Annotated in this window: 17 protein-coding genes; 11 read left to right on the top strand and 6 right to left on the bottom strand. The window is 64.7% G+C overall.

Annotated features, from left to right (window positions below):
* Positions 1–389: 389 nt before the first annotated feature.
* Positions 390–2,315: a DEAD/DEAH box helicase gene (locus tag I6F21_RS16755; RefSeq protein WP_225139830.1), complete on the bottom strand. Its 1,926-nt coding sequence runs from the start codon at positions 2,313–2,315 to the stop codon at positions 390–392.
* A gap of 271 nt (positions 2,316–2,586) precedes the next feature.
* Between I6F21_RS16755 and I6F21_RS16750 the strand changes: the two genes are divergently transcribed.
* On the top strand, positions 2,587–3,327 hold the full coding sequence (locus I6F21_RS16750; protein WP_225139829.1) for a metallophosphoesterase family protein: 741 nt from the start codon (positions 2,587–2,589) through the stop codon (positions 3,325–3,327).
* Positions 3,328–3,333: 6 nt separating this feature from the next.
* Here I6F21_RS16750 and I6F21_RS16745 read toward each other — a convergent pair whose 3' ends face one another.
* On the bottom strand, positions 3,334–3,756 hold the full coding sequence (locus tag I6F21_RS16745) for a VOC family protein (protein ID WP_225139828.1): 423 nt from the start codon (positions 3,754–3,756) through the stop codon (positions 3,334–3,336).
* A 25-nt stretch (positions 3,757–3,781) separates the two neighbouring features.
* On the bottom strand, positions 3,782–4,933 hold the full coding sequence (locus I6F21_RS16740; protein WP_225139827.1) for a zinc-binding dehydrogenase: 1,152 nt from the start codon (positions 4,931–4,933) through the stop codon (positions 3,782–3,784).
* Between I6F21_RS16740 and I6F21_RS16735 the strand changes: the two genes are divergently transcribed.
* From I6F21_RS16735 to I6F21_RS16715, 5 genes are all read left to right on the top strand, one after another.
* Positions 4,932–5,843 carry an acyl-CoA desaturase gene (locus I6F21_RS16735; RefSeq protein WP_225139826.1) on the top strand — a complete coding sequence of 304 codons (912 nt, stop codon included), beginning with the start codon at positions 4,932–4,934 and terminating at the stop codon, positions 5,841–5,843. The two genes, I6F21_RS16740 and I6F21_RS16735, sit on opposite strands and share 2 nt — an antisense overlap.
* A gap of 5 nt (positions 5,844–5,848) precedes the next feature.
* On the top strand, positions 5,849–6,025 hold the full coding sequence (locus I6F21_RS16730; protein WP_225139825.1) for a hypothetical protein: 177 nt from the start codon (positions 5,849–5,851) through the stop codon (positions 6,023–6,025).
* A 308-nt stretch (positions 6,026–6,333) separates the two neighbouring features.
* Positions 6,334–7,584, top strand: a complete 1,251-nt coding sequence (locus I6F21_RS16725) for an MFS transporter (protein ID WP_346656735.1) — start codon at positions 6,334–6,336, stop codon at positions 7,582–7,584.
* 124 nt (positions 7,585–7,708) lie between these two features.
* The gene (locus I6F21_RS16720) at positions 7,709–8,320 is read left to right on the top strand and encodes a PilZ domain-containing protein (protein WP_026312634.1); all 612 of its coding nucleotides are present in this window, start codon (positions 7,709–7,711) and stop codon (positions 8,318–8,320) included.
* A 330-nt stretch (positions 8,321–8,650) separates the two neighbouring features.
* Entirely contained in the window at positions 8,651–9,274 is a 624-nt protein-coding gene (locus tag I6F21_RS16715) for a transglutaminase-like cysteine peptidase (protein WP_036029667.1), read from the top strand.
* 122 nt (positions 9,275–9,396) lie between these two features.
* Here I6F21_RS16715 and I6F21_RS16710 read toward each other — a convergent pair whose 3' ends face one another.
* The gene (locus I6F21_RS16710) at positions 9,397–11,157 is read right to left on the bottom strand and encodes a CYTH and CHAD domain-containing protein (protein ID WP_225139823.1); all 1,761 of its coding nucleotides are present in this window, start codon (positions 11,155–11,157) and stop codon (positions 9,397–9,399) included.
* 165 nt (positions 11,158–11,322) lie between these two features.
* On the bottom strand, positions 11,323–12,870 hold the full coding sequence (locus I6F21_RS16705) for an FAD-dependent oxidoreductase (protein ID WP_192893165.1): 1,548 nt from the start codon (positions 12,868–12,870) through the stop codon (positions 11,323–11,325).
* 147 nt (positions 12,871–13,017) lie between these two features.
* On the opposite strand from I6F21_RS16705, the gene I6F21_RS16700 reads away from it, so the two are divergent.
* The 3 genes from I6F21_RS16700 (at position 13,018) to I6F21_RS16690 (ending at position 15,226) form a co-directional block, all read left to right on the top strand.
* Positions 13,018–13,224, top strand: a complete 207-nt coding sequence (locus I6F21_RS16700; RefSeq protein WP_225130870.1) for a hypothetical protein — start codon at positions 13,018–13,020, stop codon at positions 13,222–13,224.
* A 104-nt stretch (positions 13,225–13,328) separates the two neighbouring features.
* Complete coding sequence (locus I6F21_RS16695; protein ID WP_225139822.1) at positions 13,329–14,144, top strand: helix-turn-helix domain-containing protein; 816 nt, start codon at positions 13,329–13,331, stop codon at positions 14,142–14,144.
* A gap of 104 nt (positions 14,145–14,248) precedes the next feature.
* Positions 14,249–15,226: a tripartite tricarboxylate transporter substrate binding protein gene (locus I6F21_RS16690; RefSeq protein ID WP_036029677.1), complete on the top strand. Its 978-nt coding sequence runs from the start codon at positions 14,249–14,251 to the stop codon at positions 15,224–15,226.
* Between the two features lie 40 nt (positions 15,227–15,266).
* On the opposite strand, the gene I6F21_RS16685 is transcribed toward I6F21_RS16690, so the two are convergent.
* Positions 15,267–15,974, bottom strand: a complete 708-nt coding sequence (locus tag I6F21_RS16685; RefSeq protein WP_225124835.1) for a GntR family transcriptional regulator — start codon at positions 15,972–15,974, stop codon at positions 15,267–15,269.
* Between the two features lie 256 nt (positions 15,975–16,230).
* Here I6F21_RS16685 and I6F21_RS16680 point away from each other — a divergent pair, with 256 nt between their 5' ends.
* Both I6F21_RS16680 and I6F21_RS16675 read left to right on the top strand, forming a co-directional pair.
* Positions 16,231–17,217, top strand: coding sequence for an ABC transporter ATP-binding protein (locus I6F21_RS16680; RefSeq protein WP_036015276.1), 987 nt, complete (start codon positions 16,231–16,233; stop codon positions 17,215–17,217).
* 42 nt (positions 17,218–17,259) lie between these two features.
* Positions 17,260–18,549, top strand: a complete 1,290-nt coding sequence (locus I6F21_RS16675; RefSeq protein WP_036044006.1) for a PotD/PotF family extracellular solute-binding protein — start codon at positions 17,260–17,262, stop codon at positions 18,547–18,549.
* Positions 18,550–18,552 lie beyond the last annotated feature (3 nt).

Raw genomic sequence — 18,552 nt, 5'->3', positions numbered from 1 at the left:
CCTTTCACGCGAAACCAGATGTTGGATTGAAGACTCTCAGAAGCTCCCGGGTGCGGGCCGCACCGGGAAACCAGTGCCCCTACTCTCAAAATGGAGGGATGCTGCTGATGAGCTGCTCTCGCCCCCCTGCCGATGCCAACTATGACCAACCAGGATCGGACCTTCAGTTCGCTTTCAGACTCTCGACTTGATTAAATTCGATTCAAGCGACGCCTCGCCGCAGGCGCCGCTCTTGCCGCTTTGAGTTTGCCGAAAAGGATTCTGCCAACTCGAGAAGGCGCGGGCTCGCAGGCGCGTCCGGATGGCACCATGTTACTGATTGATTGCGCCATAGCGCACCGCGCGAGCCTTCGGCGGCGTTAGTCTGGCCGGGGCCGGAAAGCGGCAGATCAGCCCCGACGCTTCTTCTTCGCGTTTTTCTCGGGCGCGCCCCTCGCAGGCCACGGCGTGACCGAAGGCTCTGCATGGCCGGGCTTGTTCTTGTGCTTCTTTTTCTTTGCGAAAGAACGCGCATCACCGAATTTCGACGCGCGCTCGCCCTGAGGCTTGCTGCGCGACTTGAATCCACTCGCCTCGCGCGGGCGATTCTCGCGCCGTTCATGATGAGCGCCGGCCTCGCGCTGCGGCGCGCGGGGGCGCTCCTGAGGAGCGTCTTGCCGGTGAGGCGCATCCGTCATCGGCTCGATCCGGATGCTGTCTTCCTTGTCGGGACGCTTGATCTTCGCCGCAAAGGATTCGGCGACCCGCTGGGAGATCTCGAACTCGGTGGTGGTCTCCATGATCCTGATGGCGCCGATGTCGCGCTTGTCGATGCCGCCGCGGCGACAGATCATCGGCAGCAGCCAGCGCGCTTCCGCGTTCTTGCGGCGCCCGATGGCGGCGCGGAACCAGACGCTGCCATCCGCCATGGCGTGCTTCGAGGATTTCCCAGCCTTCGACCGCGGCTTGGCGCGGTCCTCGCCCTGTTCGGACCTATCACGCCCGCGTTCCGGCCTGCCGCTTCGCTCGCCGGGATCGATGATGTCCTCTGGCGACGGCAGGCGCGCGCGATAAAGCCGCGCGAGCGCGGCGGCGATGTCCTCGGCCGAGCGCTCGGCCAATAGCGATTGCGCCAAAGCCAGATCGTCGGGACCAGTCTCCTCCGTGAACAGCACGTCCTTCATGCGCGCATGATCGAGCTTGCGGATGTCTTCCGCCTGCGGCGCCGTGCCCCAGACCGCGTCGACCCCTGCGAGATCGAGCAGCAGCTCGGCGCGCCGCCGCCGCGCGGGCGGCACCAGCAGGACGCTCGTCCCCTTCCGGCCCGCGCGCCCGGTGCGGCCCGAGCGATGCTGCAGGACCTCGGCGTCGTTGGGCAAATCGGCATGAATGACGAGGTCGAGGCTCGGCAGGTCGATGCCGCGGGCGGCAACGTCGGTCGCGACGCAGACGCGGGCGCGGCCGTCGCGTAGCGACTGCAGCGCCAGGGTGCGTTCGTTCTGCGTCAATTCACCCGACAGCGCGACCACAGAGAAGCCGCGCTCCAGGAGCGCGGCTTGCAAATGCCTGACGGCATCGCGCGTGCTGCAGAACACCAGCGCGCTCGGCGCCTCGTAGAAGCGCAGCACGTTGACGACGGCATGCTCGACGTCGGCGGGCGCGATGCGGATCGCGCGGTATTCGATATCGGCGTGGCCGCCCTCGTCGCCGGCGACCTCGATCCGGAAGGCGTCGCGCTGATATTGCCGCGCCAGCGCGACGATGCCACGGGGAAACGTCGCCGAGAACAACAGGGTGCGGCGCGTCTGCGGCGTGGTCTCGAGGATGAATTCCATGTCCTCGCGAAAGCCGAGATTGAGCATCTCGTCGGCTTCGTCGAGCACAACCGCGGCGAGCTCGGAAATGTCGAGACGGCCGCGCCGCAGATGATCGCACAGACGCCCGGGGGTGCCGACGACGATATGCGCGCCGGCGGCGAGCTCGCGCTGCTCGCGCCGCGGATCCATGCCGCCAACGCAAGAGACGACACGCCCGCCGGCATGCCCATAGAGCCAGGCCAGCTCGCGCTGAACCTGGAGCGCGAGTTCGCGGGTCGGCGCCACGATCAAGGCGAGCGGCGCGGCCGCTGGTGCGAACTGCTCGGCGTCATCGAGGATGTTCTTTGCGATGGCCAAGCCGTAAGCGACGGTCTTGCCGGAACCGGTCTGGGCCGAGACCAGGAGGTCGCGGCTGGTGGCTTCATGGGCGAGCACCGCGAGCTGGACGGGCGTCAGTGAATCATAGTTCCGCTCGGCCAAAGCGCGGGCGAGCGGCGGGGTCAGGGCCGGAAGAGACACGAGATGGGAAACCTTGTTTGATTCAGGCGCGCAAACGGTGAACCGGCGCCCCGAGCTGCGTGCGCGGCAAACGGCCCGACCGCACGCTGATTTGATCTGGGCGCTCTTTACGCCAAGCGCCCGGAAATCACCATAGCCGTGATGCATGGCTTGACGGCGAGCCGCGCCTGAAGCTTGCAGCGGATTTTTGCGGCCAGCTCGATTAACCTTGGCGCGGCGGGATCGGCCTATAGCCGAGCCACGCTCACGTCTGGCGATATGGGGAATAAAGATGCGATTGGCGGTCATTTCCGACATCCACGGCAATCTCGCCGCGCTGGAGGCGGTGCTGGCGGATATCAAGACGCGGGGCGTCGATCGGATAGTCAACCTCGGCGACTGCGTCACCAGCCCGTTGTGGCCGAGGGAAACGTTCGAATTCCTCCAATCGCTGTCGTTGCCGACCGTGCGCGGAAATCATGATCGCTGGATCGAGGAGTTTCCGGACGACAAGCTCTCGCCGGCAGGTCTGTTTGCGCGAAACGCACTGACTGCAGAGCAGCGTCGTGCACTTCACAACCTGCCCTCCCAGCTGCGACTGGACGACGGCATCCTGGCCTGCCATGGCACGCCCGAGAGCGATACGGCGTGCCTGCTGGAGGACGCACTCGACGACGGCCGCTTCGTGCCGGCACGCCGCGACGTGCTGGAAGCACGCCTTGCGAGCGAGCCGGCGGCGCGCGTGGTGCTGTGTGGCCATAGCCACCGCCCGGCCGTCGTTCACGGGCCGCGCGAATGTCTGGTCCTCAATCCCGGCAGCGTCGGATGCCCTGTTTTCGCTGACATTCCCTTTGCCGCGAAACTGGAACACCGCTCGCCTCACGCCCGCTACGCGATCCTCACCAAGGGCAAAAGGGGCTGGCAGGTCGAGCTGCTGGCCCTCGAATACGACTGGGAGGCCGCCTCGGCGCGCGCGCTCGCCAACAACCGTCCGGACTGGGCGCACGCCATGTTGTCGGGATACGTCAAATAGAATTTCTCAGATCTCGGCGTACACCTCCAGCAGATTCCCGTCGGGATCGCGGAAGAACAGCGTGCGATGGCCGAAGGGCTGGTTGGTCGGCGGTGACAGCAGCGCCACGCCTTGCCGCACGAGTTCATCGGCGCACGCGTCGACCTCTGCAGCAGAGACCTTGAAGGCCAGCTGCAGCGAGGCGCTGCCCGCTGGCGTCGGTGCATCGCTGGCGGTGCGGCTCGGCCTTGCCAGCACCAACGTGTTGCTGCCGAGGCCGTACTCGATCCAATTCGGCGACAGCTCGCGCGAGAGTGGAAAGGCGAGGACGTCCTCGTAGAAGCGCCGCATCGCTGTCAGGTCGCGCACGAAGATGACGGTGTAGTCGATCGCGCGGATGGCGTTGAAGGGGGAGCTCCGGTTTGGGTCGGCCGTCTCTTCGTTTTTCATTTGGTCGCTCATCTCGGCTACGTTCTTACTCCACCAGCTCCGGCCACGGCACGATCGTCGACTTCACCGTCTTCATCGCCATTGCGTCCTGCACGGCCTGCGCGACGCCCGCTTCCGTGAACGGGTAGATCGTCTGCATTTTCAGCCACGGGTATTTGTCACGGGTGCGGTAGAGCATGTCGACGCCGAGCGGGAGGTCATTGCCGGTGAAGCCCCAGGATCCCAGCACGTTGAGGTCCTTGGTGCAGATGCGGTGCCAGGAGGTGTCGATCGAGCCGGCGTCGGTGAACTGGCCCATCTCGACATAGGTGCCGCCGTCGCGCAGCATCTCGATGCCCTCGGGGCCGGCGGTTGGATGACCCGAGCAGTCCATCACGAGATCGGCGCCGAAGCCGCCGACGATCTCGCGGACGCGCGCAATGCGATCCTGCGGTGATTTCAGCTCCTCGATGTTCACGGTCGTCTCGGCGCCGAACTCACGCGCCAGCTTGAGCCGCGGCTCCTCCGGCGCGCCGACGCAGATGATGCGCCCCGCCCCCATCTCCCTGGCGGCCGCGACCGCCAGAATGCCGATCGGGCCGGAGCCCTGGATCACCACGGTGTCGCCCCAACTGAATCCGCCGGCGCGGGTCGCACGATTGAAGGCCCGAATGCAGGAGGTCAGCGGCTCCGACAGCGCACCCAGGCGCAACGACATGTCGTCCGGCAGCTTGTAGATCTTGGTGCCCGGCAGCATGTCGAGATCGACATAGACATATTCGGCCCAGCCGCCCCACAAATGCGGCGCCTTGTCGAAGCCGAGATAGCGGCCGTAATAGACCGGCGTCAGGCATTTGTTCGCGGTTTGCGGATAGTGGATGCAATAGTAGCAGCGGCCGCACGGCATCAAGGGCGGGATCATCACTTTCGATCCAACTTTGAGCGGCTTGCTCATGAAATCTTCGGTGAACTCGTCGCCGCATTCGACGATGACGCCGCCGAGCTCGTGTCCCAGCGTGAACGGCCAGGGCAGCGGCTTCGGCCAGTGCCCCTTGAGGATATGGAGATCGGTGCCGCAAACCCCGCAGGCGCCGACCTTGATCAGCGCAGCCTTGCGGCCGACCTTCGGCCACGGCACGGTGCGGATCACGGGCTCCGAGCCGGGACCTGCGTGGGTGCAGACGCGGATTTGTTGCATGGCTGTTTCCTCGCTGCCCGCTTGTTGTGTTTTGATCGTGCGGGCCTGCGATCAACCTATGACAGCCCTGCGACATTGGAAATACCAACGCGGCGCGTTGACACGCCGCAGTTGTGTGAGCAGGCTGCGTGTGCCGGAGCGATGCCTGCTTCGGACCTGCGCGGCTCCTCGCGCCGCGGTCAGCCGGGATCATCAGATGGATTTGCGACCGGGTTCGGAACGAATTTTTGTCGCCTCTGACACCGATCCGGTAGACGGATATGTGCAATGGGCGCCGCAGAAGTCGCTGTGGCTCGCGGGCATGACGACGGCCGCCATCGCGCTCGCGCCGCTCTGCTTCTCCTGGTCGGCATTCGCACTCTTCCTCGCAGCGAGCGCCGTCACGCTCTGCGCAGGGCACTCCGTCGGCATGCACCGCAAGCTGATCCATGCGAGCTACGACTGCCCACTCTGGCTGGAACATCTCTTCGTCTATCTCGGCACGCTCGTCGGCATGGCCGGGCCGTTCGGCATGATCCGCCTGCACGATTTCCGCGACTGGGCGCAGCGCCAGCCCGCGTGCCATGAATATTCCCGCCACGGCGCCGGCTTCTGGCGCGATGCCTGGTGGCAATTGCATTGCCGGCTGGTGCTGCGCCATCCGCCAAGATTCCGGCTCGAGCCGCCGCTTGCCAGTGACCGGTTCTATGCCTTCATCGAACGCACATGGATGTTGCAGCAATTGCCCTGGGCCCTCCTCTTCTTTGCAATCGGCGGGCTGGACTGGCTGGTCTGGGGCATTTGCGTGCGCGTCAGCGTCTGCGTCACCGGCCACTGGCTGGTCGGCCACTTCTCCCACACAAGCGGCGATCAGATCTGGAGCGTCGATGGCGTCGCGGCCCAAGGCTACATGTCCGCCTCGCCGCGCTGATCAGCATGGGCGAGAACTGGCACAACAACCATCACGCCTATCCGGGCTCGGCGAAGCTCGGACTTTTGCCGGGACAGGTCGATCCCGGCTGGTGGCTGATCCGATCACTCGAAGCGATCGGGTTGGTCTGGAATGTCAGGACGCCGCACAACTACCGGAGCGGCCCGGCTTGCGGCGATTGACCGACGCGAAACGGGACGATGGGGTCCCCGATGCTGCATGATGATCGCGATGGTGACGTCGATGCACTACAGGCGCCGTCATTGCGAGGAGCTCTTGCGACGAAGCAATCCAGAATCCCTCAACAGGGCAGTCTGGATTGCGTCGCTGCTCCGGCTCGACGAGAGCGGGCCGGAGCTCGCAAGGCTTGCACCTGAGATCACGGAGCCTCGTGGCAAGAGTGCATGGCTGCTGTTCCAGCACGCCCAATTGTCTTGAGCGCCGGCCGGCGAGCGTGTAACTCGCCACGAGTCTCACCTCAGGTCATCCCGTGAATCCCCTTCCCCAAAATCCCGTGGCCGCGTCCGGATCGTTCGCGGCGATGAGGTCCGTGCCCTACCGTCTCCAGTTCGCCTCTTACGTGCTGGCGATGATGGCGGACAACATCGAGCATGTGATCAGCTATTGGGTGGTGTTCCAGAAATTCCATTCGCCGACGCTGGGCGGGTTTGCCGTGCTGTCGCACTGGCTGCCGTTCCTGCTGTTCTCCGTCGCGGTCGGCGGCCTCGCCGACCGGTTCGATCCGCGCCGCATCATCCAGTGCGGCATGCTGCTGTTCATCGTCGCCTCCGCCGGTTGGGGCTTCTTCTTCCTGACCGATACGATCCAGATGTGGCACGCGATGCTGCTTCTGGTGATCCATGGCTGCGCCGGCGTGCTCTGGCAGACGCCGAACCAGCTCTTGCTCTACGACCTGGTCGGCCCGGCCGACCTGCCGAGCGCGGTGCGGCTGAACGCGATGGCGCGCTATCTCGGCATCCTGGTCGGACCTGCGGTGGGCGGGCTCATCATGCTGACGCTCGGTCCCTCGCACGGCATCATCTTCAACACGCTGTTCTATCTGCCGATGCTGCTGTGGCTGTTCTGGGCCCCGATCAGGGATAAGAGCGTGGCGGCAAGGCGTTTTGCCGTGCGCGGCCTTGCCGACATCGTGCTCACCATCCGCGCGATCGGCACCCAGCCCGTGTTGTCGGCGATGACGTGGCTCGCCGGCCTCACCTCCTTCATGATCGGCAACGCCTATCACGCCCAGATGCCGGGCTATGCCGGCGATCTCGGCCATGGCGATCCCGGCGTCTCCTACAGCGTGCTGCTCGCCGCGGACGCGGCCGGCGCAGTGCTGGCCGGCATCGCGCTGGAATCCTGGGGACGGCTGAAGGGCACCCCGCGCACCGCGATCACGCTGGCAATGCTGTGGAGCGTGGCGCTGCTCGGCTTCGCGCTGGTGCCGGTCTATCCGGTCGCGATCGCGCTATTGTTCTTCGCGGGCTTCTTCGAGCTCTCGTTCAACACCATGGCGCAGGCGCTGGTGCAGCTGAACGCGCCGCACGACATCCGCGGCCGCGTCGTCGGCCTCTACAACATGGCCGGCCTCGGCATGCGGGCCTTCAGCGGCATCACGGTCGGAGTAGCAGGCGCGGCGATCGGCATTCACTGGTCGCTTGGATTGTCAGCCGCCGTGCTGCTGGCGCTGCTGTGCCTGCTTTATGGGCGCGCCGCGAGGAAGCCGAGCCCCGCCTGAAGGTGTGGCTTTTCGAGCGCATCGTGTCTGTCCGTGTCCAGCGCGCCCGATCCTAACGCGGCATTAACCCTGTGCACCTTAGGGTCGCAAGGACTCCGCCCGGGCGGGGGGTCGGGTGTTGGAAATGGCGTTGGCGAACAAAAAATTTCTTCCGGCCGCCGAGGAGCGCAGGCGCTTCCAGCGGGTGAAGGTGCACCTGCTCGGCCGCTACATGCTGCCGGACCGCCGGGAATTCCCCTGCCAGGTGATCAACATGTCGCCGGGCGGCCTCGCCTTGCTCGCCCCCGGCATCGGCAATGTCGGCGACCGCGTGGTCGCCTATCTCGACCATATCGGCCGCGTCGAGGGCAAGATCACCCGGATCATCGACAACGGCTTCGCCATGACCATCGGTGCGACGCCGCGCAAGCGCGACAAGCTCGCCGCGCAGCTGACCTGGCTCGCCAACCGCGACATCCTCAATCTGCCGGAGGACCGCCGCCACGACCGTATCGTGCCGCGCAACCCGATCGCGGTGCTGACGCTCGAGGACGGCACCAAGATGACCTGCCGCATCATCGACCTCTCGCTGTCGGGCGCGGCGATCGCTGCCGAGAACCGGCCACCGCTAAAATCGACGGTTCTGCTCGGCCGGGTCCAGGGCCGCGTGGTCCGAAACCTCGAGGACGGCTTCGCGCTGGAGTTCATGCACGAGCAGCCGGCAGAGACACTCGAAGAGAGCGTTACCGCGCGGTAAAGCGCAAGGACGCGAAAACCTCCATATTTCCAGGCTCGAAGGCGGCTTCCGCGATGCGGACGCCGCCTTTTTCATGTCCCGCGGCGAATGGCCAGCGGTTAACGGAGGGGCTGCAGATGAGCGCAAACAACGCTCCTCCCAGCGCTTCCGCGTTAATAGATAAAATTTGAATCAATTGCAGTCATATCCAATTTTACGCGAATTCTATTCAAGTATAGATCGAATTCGCCGCGCCTTTTACTTGCATTCGTCTCGACTTGACTTGGTCGACTTAGCGGCAACTCAAAAGCTCCGTGCGAAATGTGGTCCCAACAAGAAACGGGGGCCGCAATGTTTGACTTCAGGGGACGGGGGAAGGGACTGGCGCTGGCCGCCATGCTCTTCGGGATCAGCGCGGCAGCGCAGGCCGGCGAAGGCCGTCTGCTCTACGCGAGCCTCGGCGACACCACGCGTGCGCCGATCGGCTGGGTCGAGTTCTGCGCGGACAATGCTGCCCAGTGCCAGGGCGCACCGCTGCAGCCGCGCGACATCGTGATGTCGCAGGCCGCATGGCGCGACCTCGTCAAGGTCAATCGCTGGGTCAACGAGACCGTCAAGCCTCTGACCGACCAGGAGCACTGGGGCGTGATCGAGAAGTGGTCGCTGCCGTCAGACGGTTACGGCGACTGTGAAGACTACGTGCTGTTGAAGCGCAAGATGCTGATGGATGCCGGCTGGCCGCGCCAGGCCCTGCTCATCACCGTGGTGCGCGACAAGAAAGGCGAAGGCCACGCGGTGCTGACGGTGAAGACCGACAAGGGCGAGTTCATTCTCGACAATCAGAACGAGAACGTCCTCGCCTGGACGGAGACCGGCTACCGCTTCGTCAAGCGCCAGTCGCAGAGCGATCCCAACGTCTGGGTCTCGCTGGGCGATACCAAGCCGGCGGTCTCCACCGCCAGCGCCAAAGATTAGTAGGAACGAGAGACAACAGGTTACGCGACCCGGTCACATCCCCACCCCTCCCCGTCCCAGACCGGTTCGCGCGCGCCCAGCCATCCCCCAATGGCTGGGCGCAACTTTTTGGGAAAGCGCGATCAGCTCTGCTCGCCTTGGCGCGACCAGGGTACGCGTGCGGCGGCAAAATCCCGCCAGCTATCCTGCAAGCCCTGCTGCATGCCGATCGATGCCCGCGCCTGCCAGCCGGCGATCGCGGCCGCCGCAATGGCGCTGTCGCGATCGTCAGCGCCGAGCCCATCGAGCAACGAGGCCGTCACCGCCATGTCATTGAAGACGCCGAGCTCCTCCTGCAAGCCGGCGAGCCGGCGTGCGAATTTTCGTGCGGACTTGCGATCCTCGTACAGCGGCAGCAGGAACTCGCTGAGATAGCGCAGCCGCTTGGTGGCGAGCCGCACGCGGTGCAGCTCGTCGACCGTCAGCGACTTGAAGCGGCGGCCGCGCTTGAGCACCTTCGCGTGCTGTTCCGACAGGACGCGCTGCGCGAAATTGACGGCGGGCTCGGCGAGCCGGCCGAGATCCTCGGGCGCGACGCCGTTGCGCCAGCCGCGCGCCTCGATCCAGCCGCCGAGGCCGATCAGGAAGAGCGCGCAGCGGCGATCATCGAGCGCGTGGCGGGCGCTGCGATAGGCTTCCGCCTGACGCTGAGCCGCGGCCCGCCCAAGCGCATCGAAGCCCGCGACCGACGGACAGGCTCTTGCGATCGCCGGCAAGGTGTCGAGCTGGAACACGTCCCAGTCGCGCGCGGCGGACAGGCCTTGCGCCAGCCATTTGGCCTCCGAACGCAGCGCCTCGAGATTGCTGAGCGCGCCGACCGAACGCATCAGGTCGAGCGCGGATCGCAGCCGGCGCAGCGAGACGCGCAGCTGATGCACGCCTTCCGGATTGCGGCCGTCCTCGGCCGCCGGCAGCGATTGCAGCAGGTGAAGGAAGCAGGTGCGCAGGATGGTCGCGAAGGCTTCGTCGAGCGTCACGGAGGGATCGAGGCGAAGCTTGCGCGGCCGGCGTGCCGACGGCGGCAGGTCCGCGGCAAGGTCGAAGCCGCGCGCAGACTTGCTGCGGATGGACGGCTTCACCGTTCCGTGCTCCGCAAGGCGCAGAGCGATCTCGTAGATCGCGCTCGCGCTGCCGCTCTTCAGCTCCAGCTCGATCTCGCTGACAGGAACCGACCGGTCGCCGGCCGTCAGCTCGCCCTGGTCGCAGGCGACCTCGACCGTGCCGGATGGCAGGTCGATGATGCGCGTGTGACGATGCACATCGGCCGTGAACACCGCTTCGAGCGGCTGCGCTTTGAGTCGCTCGCGAAGCTTCTCCGGAATGAACGGCATCGCCAAAGCGAGATCGGGCGCAAGCGAAGGCACGCTTGCTTCCCATTCGCCGCGACGCAACGGATCGTCCGCAACCTCGGTCTTCACGGTCTGCACGAAACGCGTGCCGCTCTGGCGGACGCGCAAGCTCAGGCCGGCACGACGAAGCGCCCGCTCGGGCGTGTCGTAGTAGACGGACTTGAGACGTTTGCGCGTGCCCTTGTTGCGTGCGTTCGCCGCGATCACGGGCGCTGCGCCGAAATGCGCCATGCGATCGGCACCGACGAGCAGCTTGAGCTCGATTTCGCCAACGGGAGATGCGGGCTGGGTTGGGCTCGGCGCGGGCGTCACGTCCTGCGATGGCGTCTGCTCAATGGCAGTGCGCTCCTCGACCGTCGCGGGTTCCACGCTGACGTCCTCGCGTTGCCCCGGCAAGCCAGTGAGGAGCTGCGTTCTCTTGGTGTTCCCAACAGCAGGATCGGCTTCCGGCGCGCCCGGAGTCTTGCGAGCCGGCGCAGCATCTGACTTTAGCATTTGCGGTAACATGACAGTTCAATGACAGGCGACAGGGATATAGCCTGTACAGCCTGCGAGGAATAGTCACATCAGATCGGCGCGCATCATGATTCACATGTAGCTCGCCAGGTAAAAGCTGCAGCCGCCGGCCCAAGCCCCCTACGACACGCCGAGAGATGCCGCTCATTCTGCCGCTTCAAGATTGGCCGGCTTTTCAGCCTCGCCGAGCGGGGAAACCGCCGGGCCGTTGAGCGCGGTGCCATCGGGTGCAAACTGCGATCCGTGACATGGGCAGTCCCAGCACTGTTCGAGTGAGTTCCAGTGCACGACGCAGCCCAAATGGGTGCAGCTCGCCGAATGCAAATGCAAATGTCCGCTTCGGTCCCGGCACGCCGCGATCTTCTTCAGGCCGCTTCGGAAGAGGCGCCCCTCGCCGGGCCGCAGTTGTTCAGCGCTCGCGATTTCACTTGCGGTGAGATACTCCGCGAAATTCTTGATAGGGGTGATGTTCTCGCTGATGAACTCGCCGATGTTCCTTTGAATCTTCCGCGACGGAGCGTAGACGTCCTCCCAGGCACTTGCGCCGCTGGTGATGAGATCCGCGATCAGCATGCCGGCCACGAGCCCGTTGGTGATCCCCTGCCCGGAGTCGCCGCTGACAACGAATACATGCTCCTCGCCGGGGCTGCGGCCGATGAAGCCGGCGAAATCGACCGGCTCCAGCACCTGACCCGACCACCGATGGGTGACCTCGCGCAAATCCGGCAATCGCTCGCGCGCCCAGCGCTCGAGCGCGTCAAGGCGCTGTGCGCCATCATTCGCCTCACCCGACTTGTGATCTTCGCCGCCGATGATCACGATGTCCTCGTCGGCAGATAACGGGTGGAGGCGGACATAATGATAAGGATCGAGCGTGTCCCAATAGAGCGCATCCTCCACGGCGCCGGCCGCAATCTTCGCGGCGAGTGCATAAGTGCGGTAAGGCGCCTGCTTGGTGTGGATCGCCACCTGAACATTGACGGGCGAGTTGGTCGCAACCACCACGTCGGCGGCGTGAACCTCGTAGCCTGAGGCGGTGGTGACGACCATGCTACCCTGGCGTTGCTGGATGCTCTCGACGCAGGTGTCAGCATAGAGCTGGGCGCCCCGGCGCTGCAGTGCGCTCGCCAGACCGGCGAGATATTTAGTCGGATGCAGGCGCGCCTGGCGCGGAAAGCGCAGCGAACGCGTCTGACCGCTGTCATGGAATGGTGTCCGCTCGATGCAATTTTCGACCGGAATCTGCAGCTTGCGACAGCAGTCCAATTCACTATCCAGCTCGGATGCGGACGTTTCGGATGCCAGTACCCAATAGCCATCGACGCGCTTAAAACCGCAATCGATGTGCTCGGCGCCTTGGATGGCCTCGACGCGATCGATCGCGGCAGCGACGCTCTGATAGTAACGCCGCGCACAGTCAGGGCCGCGGACTCGCACAAACGCATCATAACCATCATCAAGCGCGGTCGCCAGATGCGCCGTGGTGCGCGCCGTCATCCCGCTGCCGATGCGGCCGCGATCGATCACTGCGACCGAACGTCCATGGCAAGCAAGTTCATATGCGACCGAAAGCCCGGCTATTCCGGAGCCGACCACGGCAACGTCCACGCCGACCGTACTCGACAGCACCGGAGCTTCGGCGACAGATACGTCCATCCAGAGGGACCACGTGTGCTCATCCCGTACATTCATGGCGCTACTCCTCGGAAGAGCAAACGATGCAGCAGAATGACGGTTCCTATGTGCGTTATCGAACGAAACGCCGATGAGATGGCCGCATTCATTAGGAACCTTCATCGTGCTCGCGCTTGAACCGGCATGAAAAGTCCATCACCGGGGATGCGCAGGGCGCTGCGCCAGGCGCGATTGTACGGGCACCTGCTCGTCCGCAACGACAGGCTGTATCACCCGGGCGGCAATCATCCGATCTGCTCGATACAGCTTGCACGAGAGATGGTCAGGTCAGGATGGATGACCAAGCACGACGGCGAATACGAGATCACGGCAGAGGGGCAGCTTGCCGCCGAAAGCGAACTCGGTCGCTGAGGAGCCGATGCGGCACCGTCCAATTCCCGGCCGGGAGTCGGGCCTGTTGACTGATCCGGCGATTACATCATTGACTAGCGGCACGGTCCTCACAAAGAGCTGCCATGCCCTCGTTCCGTCCCGTTATCGCGTTGTCGAGAGGCCTCGAGGTCCTGCGCGTCATCAACCAGGAACGGCAATCGACCGTAGGCTCGCTGCATAAGGCGACGGGCCTCAACAAGGCAACAATCGTCCGCATGCTCGAAACGCTGGAGCATGAAGGATATGTGGTGCGGCGCGCCGAGCCGCCCAGCTATGCCCCGACCGGACGGGCGCTCCTGCTCAGCGCCGGCTACGACGAACCCAATTGGATCGGCGGTATCGCCGAACCGATGCTCAACAAGTTTCGCCAACAGATTCAGTGGCCCTCGGACGTGGCCGTGCTCGACGAGGAATCCATGGTGATCGCACATACGACCCGGATCGGCGGTTCGCTGCTCTTCTACCGTCCGCCGGGTTTTCGCTTTCCCGTGCTGGGCACCTCGATGGGGCGCGCCTATTTGGCGTTTTGCGAACCGGCCGAGCAGGAGCGCATCGCGGCGCGCCTTGCCCTCAGCCCGGAGCCCTGGAACGACCTCGCCCGCAATCCCGCCAAACTCACCAAGGTGCTGCGCGCGATCCGGAAAGCCGGATTCGCAGTGATGGACGAGAGCTACAGCCGCCGCATCTTCGGCGGCGCCGTCTGGGCGATCGGCGTTCCCGTCGCTGTTCCGAACCGCCTGTTCGCAAGCATGAACGTGATGATGCTGCGCGAGGCCGTCAGCACCGAGGAAGGTCTCAGGCGCTTCGTGCCTCAGATGAAGAAAGTCGCCTCCGCACTGGCCGAGACGCTCAGCGCCAGGCTTGGTGCGGCCGGCCCGTCCGCGGCCGCCAAGAGCTAGCCATTTCACACAATGAAATGTTGTTTCTATTTGACTCTGCTCGTGTGACATCTCTGCCCGGCGGCCAAAGGGCGCCCAAAGACGCAACAAAACGGGAGGGGCAAGTGAGGACATTCGTCGCAATGCTGGGCGCTGCGATTGCAGGCCTGGTGCTGGCCACGGCTGATGGGGCTGCGGCCGAAGCCTGGCCGACCAAAGCAATCAAAATCGTCGTGTCGACGCCCGCCGGCGGCATCACCGATGCGTTCGCCCGCGCCTATGGCGATTACATCTCTCAGAAGCTCGGACAGCCGGTCGTCGTCGAAAACAAGACGGGAGCGAGCGGCGCGCTGGCAGCCCAATCGGTCAAGGATTCGCCGGCGGACGGCCATACGCTGATGTACACGATCTCGTCCACGCTGCTCGGAAACCGACTGCTGCTGAAGTCGCTCGCCTACGATCCGGACAAGGATTTCACGATCGTCGCGATGACGCCATCGGGTCATCTGCCGCTGGTCGTCCATTCCGCTACCGGTGCAAAGTCCATCGAAGATTTCGTCGCCTATGCGCGCCGCAACAAGGTCACGGCCGGGTCGTATGGGATCGGTTCGTTCGCGCACATCGCGATCGCCGAGCTCAATCGCCAATACGGCCTCGACATCTCCATCGTGCATTACCGCGGCGAAGCGCCGATGTGGCAGGACTTGGCGGCCGGCGTCATCCAGGCCGCGACCGGCAGCTACCAAGCCGCGCTTCCGGTCCTTGATACCGGCGTCGGCCGCGCGATCGCTGTTCCGTCACTGGTTCGCATGAAGAAGCTGCCGGACACCAAGACGTTCACCGAGCAGGGGGTCACCGGCAAGGTCTTCCAGCTGACCAGCTTCACGACCCTGGTGGCGCCCGCTGCGACGCCGACCGACCGGATCGAGCTGCTCGCCAAGCTGATGGTCGAAGGCGGCAAGACCGAGCGTGTCCAGAAGCTGCTGGAGGCCTTCGGGGTCGATGCGCCGGCAATGGACCGCGCATCCTCGGTCGCCCTCTACGAAAAAGAAGGGCCGGTCTGGCTGGAGTCGATCAAGAATCTCGGATTGGAGCCACAATAGCGTCCGGACCCGCCGATCCCGTGCGCTGGCGACGCGCTTCTCACGCCCCCAGCACGTCCGCCAGCCGCAATTCGTCGGCGGCGGGATCCTTCAGGAACAGCTCCGCCTCGATCTCGTTCAGGTGCGACAGCATCAAGGCGCCGGCGCGCGCCTTGTCGCGCTTGCGGATCGCGGCGGCGATCCCGGCGTGATGATCGGTGCCGCACGCGGGCGTGTCGTGACGGCGGTACAGCAGGATGATGAGCGAGGAGCGCGCGATCAGCTCCTTCAGGAAGCCAAGATAGATGCTGTGGCCGCTCATCTCGGCGACGAGACGATGAAACTCGCCGGACAGACGGACGGAGGCGCGGGCATCGCCGCGCAACTCGGCCTCGCGTTCTTCCGTGAGATGGTGCTGCAGGCGATCGAGCCAGGCCGGCGAGATCGCGTCAATGGCGCGGTCCACGATGCTGGGCTCGATCAGGCGCCGCGCCTCGAACACCTCACGGGCATCAGCCGGCGTCGGGCGCGCAACGAAAGCGCCGCGATTCTTCTCGATGTTGACGATGCCCTCATGCGCAAGCTGCTGCAGCGCTGAGCGCACCAGCGTCCGGCTCGCGCCGTAGATGTCGCCGATCTCGTCCTCCCCGAGCTTGGTGCCCGGCAGCAGGCGATGCTCGAGGATCGCGGCGGTCACACCCTCCCGGATACGGCTGACGCGATCGCTCGCGTCTGGCGCATCGGATTTCTGGCGGGTCTTGGCGGCCATGATTGTGAGGGCTCGATCGACGAACGTTCGGCCTGCAATGTTAGTCGACGAGCTGTATCCAATCACAGGCGAAACTTTATACAATCTTCGCCCGTTTTGTGTGCAGCTGGCTGCACGGGTGACGGCCCGACAAATTGGGACGGAATCGATCTAACGATCTGACTCCGCTGCACAGTTTTTGAAATTCGCATCGTCGCGGGCTGTTGGCACGGACCTTGCGGAGAGAGCGGGACGCAACGCCCTCCTCGGACACGCCATGGCCATTCCCGCCGCTCTCGAACTGGTCGCCGTCACCAAGCGCTACGACGCCACGCTGGCCGTTGACAACGTCAACCTGAAGATCCCGGCCGGCACCTATTGCTGCCTGCTCGGCCCCTCCGGCTGCGGCAAGACCTCGACGCTGCGCATGATCGCAGGTCACGAGGCGGTCAGCGAAGGCGACATCATCCTCGGCGCGCAGAACGTCACCGACCTCGAGCCCGCCAAGCGCGGCACCGCGATGATGTTCCAGTCCTACGCGCTATTTCCGCACCTCTCCGTGCTCGACAACGTCGCCTTCGCCCTGAAGATGCGCGGCATCGACAAGCCGACGCGGCACAAGCGCGCCGGCGAATTGCTCGAGCTGGTCGCGATGAGCCAATATGCAGGCCGTCTTCCGGCGCAGCTCTCGGGCGGCCAGCAGCAGCGCGTAGCGCTCGCGCGCGCGCTGATCACCGAGCCGCAGATCCTCCTGCTCGACGAGCCGCTCTCGGCGCTCGATCCGTTCCTGCGCGTCAAGATGCGCGGCGAGCTGAAGCGGCTGCAGCGCGAGCTCGGCATCAGCTTCATCCAGGTTACCCACGGCCAGGAAGAGGCGATGGCCCTCGCCGACCACATCGTGGTGATGAACCACGGCAGGATCGAGCAGCAGGGCACGGCGCGCGACATCTTCCATCGTCCCCGCACCGAATTCGTGGCCCGATTCATCGGCGGCCACAACGTGCTCAGCGACGCCGGCAATCTCATCGCCGTTCGCGCCGATCAGCTCGGCATCGTGCCGTTCGTCGACGGCGCCTTCGGCGCGCCGGCGCTGCTGACCCAGACCGAGTACCAGGGCTCCTACATCGCCGTCTCGCTCACGCTCGACGACGGCACCGCCCTGTTCTCCCACGTTCCCGAGGCCGCCTTCGACGTGCATCCGTTCCGTCCGGGCGATCGCGTGCTGGCGACCTGGGATCCCGCCAAGGCGCAACGCCTGCAATAGCACCCTTCACCACGGAATGCGCAACACAGAGGAGTGAGCGAAATGACCGAGACGACCAGGAAGACCGGCGTCAGCCGCCGCACGCTATTGAAGGGCACCGCGGGTCTCGCCGGCCTCGCCGCCGGCTCCGGCGCGATCACCGGCTTTCCTTACGTGAAGTCGGCCGATGCGAAGGTGCTCCGCTATCTCGGCACGGCCGTGAACGAGGGCGACGACATCGCCAAGCAATGCCTGAAGGACACTGGTATCAAGATCGAATACATCACCGCAACCACGGACGACGTCACCAAGCGCGTGATGACCCAGCCGAATTCCTTCGACGTGCTTGATACCGAATATTTCTCGCTGAAGAAGCTGGTGCCGTCGGGCAACATCCTTGCGCTCGACGCCAAGAAGATCAAGGAGTTCGGCAACATCACGCCCGTCTTCACCAAGGGCGAGACGCCCGGCGGCAAGAAGATCGGCGGCCAGGGCACCGCGCCCTGGAAGGTGCTCTATCTCGAAGGCAAGGACTCCAAGAAGTTCGCGACGTCGGCGACCGAATTCGTCACGCTGATCCCGACCGTCTACAACGCCGACACGCTCGGCATCCGCCCCGACCTGATCAAGCGCCCGATCAGCACCTGGGCCGAGCTGCTCAACCCCGAGTTCAAGGGCAAGGCCTCGATCCTCAACATCCCCTCGATCGGCATCATGGATGCCGCCATGGTCGTGGAAGCCTCCGGCAAGTACAAATATGCCGACAAGGGCAACATGACCAAGGAAGAGATCGATCTCACCATGAAGGTGATGACCGAGGCCAAGAAGGCCGGCCAGTTCCGCGCCTTCTGGAAGGACTTCAACGAGAGCGTCAACCTGATGGCCTCGGGCGAGACCGTGATTCAGTCGATGTGGTCACCGGCGGTTACCAAGGTGCGCTCGATGGGCATCCCCTGCACCTTCCAGCCGCTGAAGGAAGGCTACCGGTCCTGGGCTTCCGGCTTCTGCGTGTCGAAGGGCGTCTCGGGTGCCAAGCTCGAATGGGCCTATGAATTCGTGAACTGGTTCCTGTCGGGCTTTGCCGGCGCCTATCTCAACCGCCAGGGCTATTACTCCGCCGTGCTCTCCACTGCGAAGGCGCACATGGAGCCCTACGAATGGGCCTACTGGATGGAAGGCAAACCGGCCGAGAAGGACATCAAGGCGCCCGACGGCTCGCTGCTGGAAAAGGCCGGCGCGGTGCGTGACGGCGGCTCCTACGAGGATCGCATGGGCGGGGTCGCGTGCTGGAACGCCGTGATGGACGAGAACGACTACATGGTCCGCAAGTGGAACGAGTTCATCGCGGCGTAACGG

This window comes from Bradyrhizobium sp. NBAIM03, from assembly GCF_020194055.1.
In the GTDB taxonomy this organism is placed as follows: domain Bacteria; phylum Pseudomonadota; class Alphaproteobacteria; order Rhizobiales; family Xanthobacteraceae; genus Bradyrhizobium; species Bradyrhizobium yuanmingense.
Note: the sequence above shows the minus strand (reverse complement) of the source record. Positions and strands in the feature narration are given on the sequence as shown.